This is a genomic window from Cupriavidus phytohabitans, from assembly GCF_000426345.1.
GTDB lineage: Bacteria > Pseudomonadota > Gammaproteobacteria > Burkholderiales > Burkholderiaceae > Cupriavidus.
Genome location: NZ_AUFE01000002.1, coordinates 181,892 through 195,533, shown reverse-complemented (window position 1 = coordinate 195,533; position 13,642 = coordinate 181,892). Strand labels below are relative to the sequence as shown.

Annotated in this window: 12 protein-coding genes; 5 read left to right on the top strand and 7 right to left on the bottom strand. The window is 67.7% G+C overall.

The features are described from left to right. Positions 1 to 39 precede the first annotated feature (39 nt). Positions 40 to 1,368 carry an MFS transporter gene (locus tag K309_RS0102570; protein ID WP_029044957.1) on the bottom strand — a complete coding sequence of 443 codons (1,329 nt, stop codon included), beginning with the start codon at positions 1,366 to 1,368 and terminating at the stop codon, positions 40 to 42. A 111-nt stretch (positions 1,369 to 1,479) separates the two neighbouring features. Next, positions 1,480 to 2,313, bottom strand: a complete 834-nt coding sequence (locus tag K309_RS0102565; protein WP_029044956.1) for a shikimate dehydrogenase family protein — start codon at positions 2,311 to 2,313, stop codon at positions 1,480 to 1,482. A gap of 337 nt (positions 2,314 to 2,650) precedes the next feature. Here K309_RS0102565 and K309_RS0102560 point away from each other — a divergent pair, with 337 nt between their 5' ends. From K309_RS0102560 to K309_RS0102545, 4 genes are all read left to right on the top strand, one after another. Then, the gene (locus tag K309_RS0102560; RefSeq protein WP_029044955.1) at positions 2,651 to 3,721 is read left to right on the top strand and encodes a 4-hydroxyphenylpyruvate dioxygenase family protein; all 1,071 of its coding nucleotides are present in this window, start codon (positions 2,651 to 2,653) and stop codon (positions 3,719 to 3,721) included. Positions 3,722 to 4,094: 373 nt separating this feature from the next. Further along, the gene (xsc, locus tag K309_RS0102555) at positions 4,095 to 5,861 is read left to right on the top strand and encodes a sulfoacetaldehyde acetyltransferase (RefSeq protein WP_035876651.1); all 1,767 of its coding nucleotides are present in this window, start codon (positions 4,095 to 4,097) and stop codon (positions 5,859 to 5,861) included. Positions 5,862 to 6,082: 221 nt separating this feature from the next. Beyond that, entirely contained in the window at positions 6,083 to 7,114 is a 1,032-nt protein-coding gene (gene pta, locus K309_RS0102550) for a phosphate acetyltransferase (RefSeq protein ID WP_029044953.1), read from the top strand. Then, positions 7,111 to 7,881: a sulfite exporter TauE/SafE family protein gene (locus K309_RS0102545; RefSeq protein WP_029044952.1), complete on the top strand. Its 771-nt coding sequence runs from the start codon at positions 7,111 to 7,113 to the stop codon at positions 7,879 to 7,881. Before pta ends, K309_RS0102545 begins: the two co-directional genes overlap by 4 nt. Before the next feature lie 47 nt (positions 7,882 to 7,928). Here K309_RS0102545 and K309_RS0102540 read toward each other — a convergent pair whose 3' ends face one another. Together K309_RS0102540 and K309_RS0102535 are read right to left on the bottom strand one after the other, a co-directional pair. Continuing rightward, a complete protein-coding gene (locus K309_RS0102540) occupies positions 7,929 to 9,233 on the bottom strand; it encodes an MFS transporter (RefSeq protein WP_029044951.1) in 1,305 nt (434 codons plus the stop codon). A 35-nt stretch (positions 9,234 to 9,268) separates the two neighbouring features. Continuing rightward, positions 9,269 to 10,765, bottom strand: a complete 1,497-nt coding sequence (locus tag K309_RS0102535; RefSeq protein WP_029044950.1) for an amidase — start codon at positions 10,763 to 10,765, stop codon at positions 9,269 to 9,271. A 252-nt stretch (positions 10,766 to 11,017) separates the two neighbouring features. On the opposite strand from K309_RS0102535, the gene K309_RS41515 reads away from it, so the two are divergent. Beyond that, positions 11,018 to 11,203 (top strand): hypothetical protein, encoded by a 186-nt coding sequence (locus tag K309_RS41515; protein ID WP_035876594.1) that lies wholly within the window; start codon positions 11,018 to 11,020, stop codon positions 11,201 to 11,203. 150 nt (positions 11,204 to 11,353) lie between these two features. Here K309_RS41515 and K309_RS0102525 read toward each other — a convergent pair whose 3' ends face one another. The 3 genes from K309_RS0102525 to K309_RS0102515 all read right to left on the bottom strand — a co-directional run bounded on the left by K309_RS0102525 (position 11,354) and on the right by K309_RS0102515 (position 13,642). Next, on the bottom strand, positions 11,354 to 12,061 hold the full coding sequence (locus tag K309_RS0102525; protein ID WP_029044949.1) for a GntR family transcriptional regulator: 708 nt from the start codon (positions 12,059 to 12,061) through the stop codon (positions 11,354 to 11,356). A gap of 72 nt (positions 12,062 to 12,133) precedes the next feature. Continuing rightward, positions 12,134 to 13,135, bottom strand: a complete 1,002-nt coding sequence (locus K309_RS0102520; protein ID WP_029044948.1) for a 2Fe-2S iron-sulfur cluster-binding protein — start codon at positions 13,133 to 13,135, stop codon at positions 12,134 to 12,136. Between the two features lie 27 nt (positions 13,136 to 13,162). Further along, complete coding sequence (locus tag K309_RS0102515) at positions 13,163 to 13,642, bottom strand: GlcG/HbpS family heme-binding protein (RefSeq protein WP_013953475.1); 480 nt, start codon at positions 13,640 to 13,642, stop codon at positions 13,163 to 13,165.

The window sequence follows — 13,642 nt, the reverse complement described above, 5'->3', positions numbered from 1 at the left end:
GTCGTCGCGCGGCACGAGCCGTGCCGCCGGGGGATGTGGTCAGACGGCGTCAGGCACCTTGCGCGGCGCGAGGAAGAACATCCACGTCAGCGCGATGAAGTAAGCGCACGGGATCATCGTGAACAGCACCGCATAGTTGTTGTTGGTCACGGTCAGCACGTAGCCCACCAGTTGCGTCATGAACATGCCGCCGATCGCGCCGATCATGCCGCCGAAGCCGAACACCGAGCTGACCACGTGCTTGGGCGTGTAGTCCATCACCATGCTCCAGATGTTCGCGGTCCATGCCTGGTGCGCGCCGATCGCCACCGAGATCGCGGCCACGGCCATCCACAGGCTGCTGGCACCGGCGGCCATCACCACCGAAATGATGCACACGGCAAAGACCAGCATCGACAGCAGCCGCGCCCGCACCGCGGGCATGCCACGCGCGATCAGCCACGACGACAGTGCCCCGCCGCCCACGCTGCCCACATCAGCGCACAGGTAGATCACGATCAGCGGAATGCCCATCTGCGTCACGCTGATGCCGAGCTGGTATTGCTGGTTGAGGAATGGCGGCAGCCAGTACAGGTAGAACCAGAACACCGGCGCGGTAATGGCGTAGGCCAGCGCAAAGGCCCAGGTGCCGCGCATGCGCAGGATCTGCGCATAGCGGATGCGCTGGGCCGGCGGATCGGTGTCGCGGGTGACGTGCGCCAGTTCCGCGGCGGTGACGGTCGGGTGCTGCTCCGGGTTGTGGTAGCGCTTGAACCAGAACGCCAGCCAGATCGCGCCCAGCGAGGCGATCACCAGGAACGCGGCCTGCCAGCCCCATGCCTGCAGGATCAGCGGCAGCATGATCGGCGTCAGCATCGCGCCGACGTTGGTGCCGGCATTGAAGATGCCGGTGGCGATCGCGCGCTCGCTGGCCGGGAACCAGATGCGCGTGGTCTTGACGCACGCCGGGTAGTTGGCCGCTTCCGACAAGCCGAGGAAGAAGCGGCAGATCATGAAGCCGACCGCCGACGCCGCGAACGCATGCGCGCCGCAGGCAATGCTCCACAGCAGCACCGCCAGCGCAAAGGCGCGCTTGACGCCGACCAGGTCGATAAAGCGGCCCTGCAGCGCGAAGCCGATGGCATAGCCGACCTGGAACCAGAAATTGATATTGGCGTAGTCCTGCGCGGTCCAGGCCATGGCCTTGGCCAGCACCGGCTGCAGCACGCCCAGCGCGGCGCGGTCCACATAATTCAGCGTGGTTGCGAAAAACACCAGCGCCAGCATGCCCCAGCGCACCTTGCCGAAGGCAAAGGCGGCACGCACCTTGTCGCCGAGCGAGTTGCCGAACGCGGAAGCCGCTGGCAGCTCCTTGTGAGTCGTTGTCATGTTGTCTGTCTCCACCAATGGAAAAGAAGTCTTGCTTGCCGGCGTGCCTTTTTGATGGTGGCCCGCGCGCGGCTTGCGGCAAGGGCTTGCGCCCCTGCACCAGTCGATGCGTCAGTAACGGATCTGCGCCACCTCCCGCAGCGCGTCGGGCGTTGCCGTGCCATAGCCGAAGAACTCCAGGTAGGCCGGGATCATCTCGAACAGCATGTCCGTGCCCACCTGCACCTTGCAGCCGCGGGCCAGCGCGGACTGCAGCAGCGGCGTGTATTCCTGCTTCATCACCACCTCGCCGACCATGGCGCCGGGGGCGATGCGCGCCACGTCGAACGGCAGCGGATCGCCGGGCTGCATGCCCAGCGGCGTGGCATTGACCACCACATCGAAGCCCGCCGGGTCGGCCGAGCCGGTACTGACGCGCAGCGCCGGGTAGTGCGCGGCGAGGCGCTGCGCCAGGGCGCGCGCGGCTGCCTCGCGGGCGTCGAACAGCGCCAGCTCGGCCACGCCGGCCGCCGCCAGCGAGGCGGCGATCGCGCTGCCCACCCCGCCGCTGCCCGACACGATGGCGCGCGCGCCTTCCAGCCGGCAGCCTTTGCGCCGGATGCCGCGAACGAAGCCCTCACCGTCGAACTGGTCGCCGACCAGCGTGCCGTCGTCGCGCCTCAGCACGGCGTTGCAGGCACCGGCGATGCGGGCGGCGGGCGTCAGTTCGTCGACCAGCTCGACGGTGGCAACCTTGTGCGGCATGGTGACCAGGGCGCCGCGGATATTGGTCATGCGGAACAGCGCCGGGAACACCGTCGCGTAGTCGTCCGGCTTGATCCCCATCGGGATCACGGCGGCGTCGATGCCCTGCCGGTCGAACCAGGGGTTGTAGATCATCGGCGCCTTGAACGATTCCGTCGGGTAGCCGATGTGGGGGATTAGCGTGGTCTTGCCGTGGATCATGGTGTGCCTGGGTTCCGGTGATTCGCGCTTCCCGGACTCCGGCATGCGTGGCCTCTGTATGGACCTGGCAGGGAGGACGGGGGCGCGTCGTTGACCGGAGATTAGTAGCCGCCTCGCGCACAGCCAACTGTCTTATATGGCACTTGGCGCGATTAATGAACGCCCATGCGCGATCAAGGCGCCGAATGCGGGTTTCTACGAGTCCTTGCGCAGGGGGCCAATGCGCGGGTTGCCGCGGCGCCGTTGCTACTATCGGTCGTCGCCGCAAGGCCCGGCACCGCGCCCGCAATGCGCCGCCCCCGCAATACCCCGCAATACCCAGACAGGAGCCCATACCATGAGCGCCGCAACCGACTCTTCCCCGCGCGCCGATGATGTCCAACCGTGGGACAACCCGCTCGGCATCCGAGGCTACGAGTTCATCGAGTTCGCTTCGCCAGATCCCGCCGCGCTGGGCCGGACGCTGGAACGCCTCGGCTTCGCCGCCATCGCGCGGCACCGCCACAAGGCGGTGAAGCTGTACCGGCAGGGCGAGATGAATTTCATCGTCGATGCCGAGCCGGAGTCATTCGCCACGCGGTATGCGGCGCGGTACGGCTTGTCGATTTGTGCGATCGGAATTCGCGTCGACGATGCGGCGCTTGCGTTTGCGCGAGCGCTGGAGGCCGGCGCATGGCCGTTCGAGGGCGGCACGGTGGGGCCGATGGAGCTCAATATTCCCGCCATCCAGGGGATCGGCCAGTCGGTCTTGTATTTCATCGACCGCTGGCGCGGGAAGGAGGGGCGGCCGGGAGATGTCGGGGATATCTCGATCTACGACGTGGATTTCCGGCCGCTGCCGCCAGCCGGCGACATGTCCGACGCCGGCCTTGTCCGCGTCGACCACCTGACCCAGGCGGTCGATCCCGGTCACCTGGATGAATGGCTGGAGTTCTACCGCAAGGTGCTGGGATTCCGGGAGCTGCGAGGCGGCGGCGAGTCACACGCGCTGGTATCGCCGTGCGGCCGCATTCGCATCCCGCTATACGAGAAGGGAACGCCGCGGCACGACCAGATGCGGCATTACCTGTCAGATCAGCATGGGGAAGGCATCCAGCACATTGCATTAGCCAGCGAGGACATCCTGGCCAGCGCCGCGGCACTGGCCAGCCGTGGCGTGCAGTTCGTGCAGCCGCCGCCGGCTTACTATGATTCCGTACCAGCGCGCGTGCCAGGCCATGGACTGGACCTTGCCGCACTGCAACGCTACGGCATCCTGGTGGATGGCACCGGCCCTCGCGAGCGCTTCCAGCAAGCCTTCCTGAAACGCGAGGCAGGCGAGTTTTTCTTCGAGATCGTCCAGCGTGACGGTCATGAGGGCTTCGGCGAGGGCAACCTCCCGGTACTCGAAGCGCTGTCGACGCGCTGACCCCCTGCGCCGCGGCGTAGGCGCGGCACCCTCCTCCCCTGCTTTCCCCCTGCGCCGGCTCCTGCCGGCGCTGTCTTGCTTCCCGCCCCTGCTCTTGCAAACGTCAAAGTGCCCCACACGGCACTCAGTAACGCATTTCGTCTCATTTTTTTGCTCAATTCATTCCGTAAACCAAAACTTCTTATTGACGCCAGACGATCTTCCACCTACATTTCGACCAACGCATCAATTTTCCGGAACGTACTGTTCCACTTTATAACACCCCAACCAGGAGACACCCGCCATGCGCGACCTCGAAACCACCAAGCAGCCCGCCGTTTCCGGTGGCTCGGCCGCCGCGAAGGACAGCCAGGTTCCGGCTGGCCCGCAGACCATGACCCCGTCCGAAGCCTTCGTCGAAACGATGGCCGCCAACGGCGTGACCGACATGTTCGGCATCATGGGCTCGGCCTTCATGGACGCCATGGACATCTTCGCCCCCGCCGGCATCCGCCTGATCCCGGTGGTGCACGAGCAAGGCGCCGGCCACATGGCCGACGGCTATGCCCGCGTGTCGGGCCGCCACGGCGTGGTCATCGGCCAGAACGGCCCCGGCATCTCCAACTGCGTGACCTCGATCGCCGCCGCCTACTGGGCCCACAGCCCGGTGGTGATCGTCACCCCCGAAGCCGGCACCATGGGCATCGGCCTGGGCGGCTTCCAGGAAGCCAACCAGCTGCCGATGTTCCAGGAGTTCACCAAGTACCAGGGCCACGTCACCAACCCGGCGCGCATGGCCGAGTTCACCGCGCGCTGCTTCGACCGCGCCAAGGCCGAAATGGGCCCGACGCAGCTGAACATCCCGCGCGACCACTTCTACGGCAAGATCACCGCCGAGATTCCGAAGCCGCAGAACCTTGATCGCGGCCCCGGCGGCGAGCAGAGCCTGAACGAGGCGGCCGAGCTGCTGGCCAACGCCAAGTTCCCGGTGATCATCTCCGGCGGCGGCGTGGTGATGGCCGATGCGATCGAGGAATGCAAGGCCCTGGCCGAGCGCCTGGGCGCGCCGGTGGTGAACAGCTACCTGCATAACGACTCGTTCCCCGCCAGCCACCCGCTGTGGTGCGGCCCGCTGGGCTACCAGGGCTCCAAGGCCGCGATGAAGCTGATCTCGCGCGCCGACGTGGTGGTGGCCCTGGGCTCGCGCCTGGGACCGTTCGGCACGCTGCCGCAGCACGGCATGGACTACTGGCCGAAGAACGCCAAGATCATCCAGATCGATGCCGACCACAAGATGCTGGGCCTGGTGAAGAAGATCTCGGTGGGCATCTGCGGCGACGCCAAGGCTGCCGCCATCGCGCTGACCCAGCGCCTGGCCGGCCGCACGCTGGCATGCGACGCCAGCCGCGATGGCCGCGCTACCGAAATCGCCAACGAGAAGGCGGCCTGGGAGAAGGAGCTGGACGACTGGACGCACGAGCGCGACCCGTACAGCCTGGACATGATCGAAGAACAGAAGCAGGAACGCACGCCCACCGGCGGCCACTACCTGCACCCGCGCCAGGTGCTGCGCGAGCTGGAAAAGGCCATGCCGGAAGATGTGATGGTGTCCACCGACATCGGCAACATCAACTCGGTGGCCAACAGCTACCTGCGCTTCGAAAAGCCGCGCAGCTTCTTTGCGGCGATGAGCTGGGGCAACTGCGGCTACGCCTTCCCGACCATCATCGGCGCCAAGGTCGCGGCGCCGCACCGCCCGGCGGTGTCGTACGCCGGTGACGGCGCCTGGGGCATGAGCCTGATGGAAACCATGACCTGCGTGCGCCACAACATCCCGGTGACCGCGGTGGTATTCCACAACCGCCAGTGGGGCGCGGAGAAGAAGAACCAGGTGGACTTCTACAACCGCCGCTTCGTCGCGGGCGAGCTCGACAACCAGAGCTTTGCCGGCATCGCCAAGGCAATGGGTGCCGAAGGCATCGTGGTGGACCGCCTGGAAGACGTGGGCCCGGCACTGAAGCGCGCCATCGACCTGCAGATGAATCATGGCAAGACCACGATCATCGAGATCATGTGCACGCGTGAACTGGGCGACCCGTTCCGCCGCGATGCGCTGGCCAAGCCGGTGCGGTATCTGGACAAGTACAAGGACTACGTCTGATCCTGAGCTAGCCCAGAACCCTCGCTTGCGACCGGGGTGCTCCCTCTCCCGCTTGCGGGAGAGGCTTGGGGTGAGGGCCGGCATGTCCACAAAGTGAACCGCTGCCGTGCTTGCCACAGGCCCGCCCTCACCCCCGGCCCCTCTCCCGCATGCGGGAGAGGGGAGCAAACCACCGGCATAGCAAGGGCTTCGGCCCTTTCTTCATTTCTGAAAGAAGAACCATGAAACCCATCCTCCGCATCATCGACCGCGCCCGCGCCGCCCCCCGCCGCATCGTGCTGTGCGAGGCCGAAGACCCGCGCATACTGCAGGCCGCGCAACGCGCCACGCAGGAAGGCATCGCGCGCATCGTGCTGGTCGGCAACCCGCGCCAGATCAACGCGGCTGCCGCTATCCACGGCATCGCGCTGGACGGTATCACGCTGGTCGATCCCGCCACCTCGGCGCTCGCGCCCTCCTTCGCGCAGCAGCTCTACGCGCTGCGCCAGAAGAAGGGCATGACGCTGGACGAAGCCAAACGCGCGGTACTCGACCCGCTGTGCTTCGCCAACCTGATGGTGCGGCTGGGCCACGCAGATGGCTCGGTGGCCGGCGCCGACCACACCACCGCCGACGTGGTGCGCAACGCGATCCAGCTGATCGGGCTGGCGCCCGGATTCCGGCTGGTATCCAGCTTCTTCCTGATGATGCTGTGCGAGCCCTTCCATACGCTCAAGGGCGGGCTGATCTTCTCTGACTGCGGACTGGTGGTCGATCCCGATGCCGATGCGCTGGCCGATATCGCCATGGCCGCCGCCGACAGCGCACGTGCCCTGCTGAACGACGAACCGCGCGTTGCGATGCTGTCGTTCTCCACCAGCGGCAGCGCGCACCACGCCGCCGTGGACAAGGTCGTAGCCGCAACCGAGCGCGTGCGCGCGCAGCGCCCCGGCCTGGCCATCGATGGCGACGTGCAGCTCGATGCCGCCATCGTCGCCGAGATCGCCGCGCGCAAGGTCGCGCATTCGCAGGTCAACGGCCGCGCCAACGTGCTGGTGTTCCCCAACCTCGAGAGCGGCAATATCGGCTACAAGCTGGCCGAGCGCGTCGGCGGCGCCAAGGCCATCGGGCCGATGCTGCAAGGACTGAGCAAACCCGCCAACGACCTGTCGCGCGGCTGCAGCGCCGACGATGTGTTCCATGTCATCGCCGTCACCGTGGTCCAGGCGCAAGCCAGCGCGGAACAGGCCACCAAGGGCGAGCAGGCGGCATGAAAGCGGAGTTGTTATTGCCGCTGCTGGGGCTGCAAGCCCTGCTTGGCGCGGGTACCTATTTCCAGACGGTGACCGGCTTCGGCCTGGGCATGATCGTGATGGGCGCCACCAGCGGGCTGGGACTCGCGCCGGTGGCCACCGTTGCGGCCGTGGTCAGCCTGGTGACGCTGGCCAACAGCGCCTGCGCGCTGCCCGGCAAGCTGGAGCATATCGACTGGCGCGCCGTGGGCGCGGCCGCCATCGGCATCCTGCCGTCGGTGCTGGTCGGCGTGCTGGTGCTGGAATACCTGAGTTCCAGCGCCGCCACGCTGCTGCAACTGCTGCTCGGCGCGGTGATCCTGTACGGCGGCCTGAGCGCCGCGTTCAAACCCGAACCGCTGCCGCAACGCTCCGGCGACGGCAGCTTCTTCATGAGCGGCGTCTTCGGCGGGCTGCTGAGCGGCATGTTCGGCGTGTCCGGGCCGCCGCTGATCTTCCAGTTCTACCGGCAGCCGATGAAACCGGTGGAGATCCGCTGCGCGCTGATCCTGGTATTCACCGTCACATCGAGCGTGCGCACGCTGTTCTCGGCGTGGCAGGGCCAGCTCGATGCCGCGATCTGGCTGCAGGCGGCGCTCGGCGTGCCGGTAGTGGTGGTCGCCACCCTGCTGGGGCGGCGCTTTCCGCCCCCGTTCTCGCCGACCACGACGCGGCGCGTCGCGTTCGGCGTGCTGATCGGGATCGGCGTCAGCCTGATGCTGCCGGCGATCTCGGCATGGGTGCGGTAAGTGCGCTAATTTGCGGCAAGGGCGCCGGCGGCGCCCTTCCCACTCGATCAGGCGACCGTGCCCGCGGGCTGCGCCAGCGGTGCGGCCTCTTCCTTCTCCCCGCTGCCGCCGGCCTGCTCCAGGTCCATGCCGGTGGTTTCCGGCAGCAGCACCGCGGCGACCACGACCATCGCATAGCCGACCCCGGCCACGATCGCGATCGCGATCGGCAGCGAGGTGTGCCCCGAACTCAGCCACCCGACCGAGAGCGGGAACAGCGAGCCGATCACGCGGCCGGCGTTGTACGAGACGCCATAGCCCGTCGCGCGGATATCGTTGGGATAGGACTCGGAGATGGTTGCACCGATGCCGGCGAACACGCCCTGCATCAGCACCCCCAGCGGGAAGCCCAGGAACAGCATCGACGTGTTCGACACCGGGATCACCATGTAGACCAGCGCGGCCACGAACGCGCCCGCCGCGAACACGATGTAGGTCAGCCGCCGGCCCCAGCGGTCCGTGGCGTAGGCCCCCGCCACGTAGCCGACCAACGAGCCGATGATGGTGACCGTCAGGTAGGAACTGGTGCCGAACACCGACAGGCCGCGCTCAGTCTTGAGGAAGGTCGGCAGCCACGTGGCAATGGCGTAGTACGCCCCGAGCATGCCGCCCGAAAGCAGGCTGCACAGCAGCGTCTTCGACAGCAGCGGACCGCGGAACAAGCGGCCGAGCCCGGCCAGCGCAGAGCCTTGCCGGCCCGCCGCGCGGCTCTTCAGGAAAATCTCCGGCTCCTCCAGGTTGCGGCGCAGGTAGATCACCACCAGCGCCGGCAGGATGCCGAGGAAGAAGCAGACGCGCCATGCCGTTTCCGCCGGCAGCACGCTGAAGGTGATCGCATACACGATTGCCGCCGCGCCCCAGCCGAAGGAATAGCTGCTGGCGGTAAAGCCCGAGTACTTGCCGCGATGCGCCGGGTTGCGGATCATCTCCGTCACCAGCACCATGCACAGCGACGACTCGCCGCCGAAGCCCAGCCCCTGGATCATGCGGAACAGCATCAGCTGCTCTGGCGACTGCGCCAGCCCGCACAGGAAGCAGGCACCCGCGAACACGATGATGGTCCAGCGCAGCACGCGCACGCGCCCGTAGCGGTCGGCCAGGATACCGGCGCCGATCGCGCCGACCAGCGACGACACCAGCGTCCACGTGACGATGGCGCCTGCCGTGGATTTGCTCATGCCCCACTGCCCCAGCAGCGTGGAGATGAGGAAGGAATAGATCATGAAGTCGAACACGTCGACGGCATGCCCCAGGAACGCGCCATAGAATCCCTTGCGCTCCATGCGCGACAAATCACGGAACCAATCGAACATGATTCCCCTCCCCAGTGGTGTGTGATGTGGTGTGGTTAGTTGCGGTGGTCCGCTGGCCAGGCGGCTGGCACCGGCGGCGGCCGGCAGGCATGGCCCGCCTGCTCCAGCAGGCTGGCAAAACGCAAGGCAGTGAGATCCTGGTAGCGGCCGGCGACAATCTGCACGCCGACCGGCAGGCCGCTGGCGCCCGGCCCGATTGGTGCAACGGCCGAAGGCAAGCCGCACAGCCCGGAATGGCCGGCCCAGAACAGCTGCGTGGTCATCGGCTGCGGGCGGCCGTTGACGGTGATGGTGCGCTGCCAGGGCTCGCCCGCCTCGTCAAGGGGAAATGCCGTGGTGGCCGCGGCCGGGCACAGCAGCACGTCGTAGCCCGTGAAGAAACGGCGCCACGCGGCGGCAAAGCATTCGCGCGCAACCTGCAGGCGCAGCCAGTCGCGGTGGCTCAGCGTCGCGCCGGTGTACTGCAGGGTGGCATAGCCATGATCGCCCGCCGTAGCCGTGGCGCTGCGGGCCAGCGCATCGGCAAACGCGGCGTCGTCCATGTGCACGGAGGTGGTGGCGCGCAGCAGCGTCACGTAGACATGCCACAGCTCGCCTGCGTCGAAGTCGGGCCGCACGTGCCAGTCGACGCGCGCGCCCTTTCCGGCCAGCCAGTGCCCAAGCTGCTCGATCTGCCCGGCAACCTCGGCGTCGGCTTCCGCCTGGGCATGGGTGGGCAGCACGGCAACGCGGAAGTCGGAAAGCTGGCGATGCGGGCATTCCGGCAACTGCATTCTGTACGGCAGCACCTCGTCGCCGGCCGGTCCGGCGATCGCGCGCAGCACCAGTTCCAGGTCGCGCGCGCTCCGGGCCAGCGGGCCGGCGACATTGATGTCCTGCTCCCCGAAGCGGGCCGCGCCGGTGCCGTGGCCCGCCAGCGGCACCAGTCCGTGGCTGGGCTTGAGCGAGAAGATGCCGCAGTAATGCGCCGGGTTGCGCAGCGAGGAACCGATGTCGGAACCCACGTCGAAGAACGACAGGCCCGCGCACACCGCCGCGGCGCTGCCGCCGGACGAGCCGCCCGGCGTGCGGGACGGATCGTGCGGATTGCGGGTCGTGCCGTAGATGGCGTTGTAGCTCTGCCAGTCGCGCAGGCCGAGCGGGACGTTGGTCTTGCCGAGCAGGATCGCGCCGGCATCGCGCAGCCGTTGCACCACTACGGCATCGCGCCGGGCGACATGCCCGCGCAAGGCGGGATTGCCGCAGGTGGTCGGCCAGCCGGCGACGTCGAACGATTCCTTGACCGAGAACGGCACGCCATCGAGAACGCCGCGCGCCTTCCCGGCGCGACGGCGCCGGTCGCTGTCGCGCGCCGCGGCACGCGCGGCGTTGAAATCCGACAGCACCAGCGCGTTGATGACGCCGTGCCATTGCCGCCAGGCTGCCTCGCAGGCGTCTACGAGTTCCTCCGATGCAATCGTGCCGCCGGCGAGCCGTTGTGCCACCTCCCATAGCGGCGGAAAGCCGCCAGTCGTCCAGTCCGGCAGGTTCACATTGGCTCCTTGTCGTTATCCGCGCGGTTCAGGCGCGGTGGGGGCGTATGGGCTCAGGAGGTGCTGCGCTTGCTTTGGTATACTATATTCCGTTTTTCGCGCAGTGCAAGGGCTAATGTACGTGCGGGTACCGCGCTGGCCACCAGAAGGAAACGGCAGTTGCGGGAAGAGCGGCGCGCAGGACGCGTGCCAGGAGGGAAAGGGGAAGGGAGCGGCGCGCTGCGCCGCCCTGTCATTCAGGCTGGATCAGCAATGGCTTCGGCGCGGCGCGCGGCCGCGCAGTGCCAGCAAGAAACGGCCGATATCGCGCAGGCGCAGCGGCACCAGCGGCGAGGCGTGACGCACGGCGTCGCGCGCTGCAAAGTGGCGCAGCAGTTGCTCGCCTACAGGTTGCGACAGATGCGTTGCTCGGGCGACTGCATGGTAAATCCCAATTGACCTTGAATGCCTACAGTATACACATTCTTGGTGCGATGCGTCATGCGAGGGCATGCAATGCCCTGTTGCGGGGCATGCAATGGCAATGGCAACGCGGATTGGGGAAATACCGGCCGGGAGCGGCTGGCAGCCCGGGGCCGCAGCCTTCGCTCAGGCCGCCTGCGCCGCGCCCTGCCCGCCCACCGGCAGGTCGGCCGCCTTGGCGGCGCTGTAGACATGGCGCGCGGCCAGCAGCGCGGCAAGGTCGGCGTCGCCGGCGATCACGGCCTGCAGGATCTGGGCATGCTCGTCCCAATTCTGGCGCGCGCGCACCACGTTGGCCGGGCCAAACAGCACCGCGGTGCGCTCGCGCAGCGAGCGCATCATTTCCTGCAGCACGCTGTTCGCGGCGATGGTGCCGAGCACCTCATGGAAGCGGGTGTTGAGCGCCAGCAGCTCATCCGCGCGGCCCTGTGCGGCCGCTTCCATGCCCTGGCGCAGCACCGTTTCCAGTTCCGCCACCAGCGCCGGGTCGCGCCGCTGTGCGGCGAGCTTGGCGTTGAGGCCTTCCAGCGTGGCGCGCACCTCCACCATCTCGCGCGCGATCACCGGCGACAGGCTCGCCACGGTCGCGCCGCGGCGCGGCTCGATCAGCACCAGCCCCTCGCTCGCCAGCGCGCGCAGCGCCTCGCGCACCGGGATGCGCGACACGCCCAGTTCCGCCGACAGCTTGTTTTCCACCAGCCGCTCGCCTGGCGCGTACTTGCCGTTCAGGATGCCTTCGCGCACCTTGTCGGTGACAAGGGCGAACAGCGGCGAGTGGCTGGCGCCGAGGCTCAGCGGCTCGGCGGGCGCGGCGGAAGACGGAGTGAGGGACATGGGTCGGCAGAGGCGTAAGCGGAAAGGCTGGCGTCATTGTATACCAGCCTTCTTCTTGCATACCGCCATGTCTTAACAAGGGTGCTGGAAGGTAAAGCTGTCCGCGTAGATATGGTCCGGACTGGCCCCGTGCGCCAGGAAAGCGGCACGGCCGTCACGGATCATGTCGGGCGAGCCGCACAGGTAGATGGCGTGTTCGCTCAGGTCGCCCAGATCAGCCAGCGCCGCGTCGTGCACATAGCCGCGCCTGCCCTGCCAGTCCGCCCCGGCACGCGACAGCACCGGAACATACTGGAAGTCATAGAGCCGTTCGCCCCATGAGGGGATGTCGTCGTGCAGGTACAGGTCCTGCGGCCGCCGCATGCCCCAGTACAGCGACACCGGCGGGCAGTCGGGATCGCCCATCAGCGATTCGAGGATCGCCTTGATCGGCGCCAGGCCGGTGCCGGTGGCCACCATCAGCAGCGGCCGGTAATCGCGGGCGCGATAGAAGAAGTTGCCGAGCGGCAGTTCGACGTCGATCGCATCCCCGGCCTTCATGCGCGGCAGGATGCCGTCGGTAAAGGCGCCGCCCGGAATGCGGCGCACGTGCAGGTCGACGCGGCCGTCGCGAGGCACCGATGCCATCGAAAAACTGCGCACGAGCCCGTCGGCGCTCAGCAGCTTCAGGTACTGGCCGGGGCGGTAGTCGAGCGCGCCAGCGTCCGGCACCTCCAGCTCGACGTGCATGACGTCCGCCGACAGCGGCCGCACCGCCTGCACCACCGCGCGGTGCCGCGCGGGCTCGGCGCAGGCCTCGTCCTCGCGCGCGGTGCTGATGACAAGGTCGGCCAGCGGCTGCGCCTGGCAAGCCAGCGCGTAGCCGGCGGCGGCTTCGTCAGGCGCGAGGCCGAACGGTTCCTCGTCGTAGCGCACCTGCCCGTCGAGCAGGCGGATGCGGCAGGTGCCGCAGCCGCCCAGCTGGCAGTCGTGCGGCAAGGCGATGCTGGCGCGCTGCGCGGCCTGCAGCAGCGTCTCGCCGCGCTCGACAAGAAAGACCTGCTGCGTTTCGGCGATCTGGATGCGGTACGACATGGAACCTCCGCTGAGACTGACTTGGACTTACTTCTTGATGTCGGCCTGCACCAGCACCTTCAGGTCCTGCGGCGCCAGCAGCTCGGCCAGCGCCTGCAGCGCCGCCAGCCCGGCCTGTGTGTCCTGCTCGCCGTTGCCGCCGGACAGGCCGATGCCGCCGATCACCTCGTCGTTGACCACGATCGGGAAGCCGCCGACGAATGCCGCGAACTTGCCCTCGAAGCTCCACTGGATGCCGAAGGCCTCGTTGCCCGGCAGCGCCGGCCCGTTGGGCGGCGTGGTGAACAGGTGGGTGGAGCGCTTGTGGCCCGCGGCGGTAAAGGCCTTGTTCCATGCGATCTGCGGCCCGGTGATGCGGGCGCCGTCCATGCGCTCCAGCGCGAGGGGGTAGCCGCCCTCGTCGACCACGCAGATCGACTCCAGCACGCCGATTTCCTCCGAGCGCCGGATCGCGGCGGCAACCATGTGGCGCGCTTCGCGCAGTTCCAGCTTGATGGCTTTCTTCAT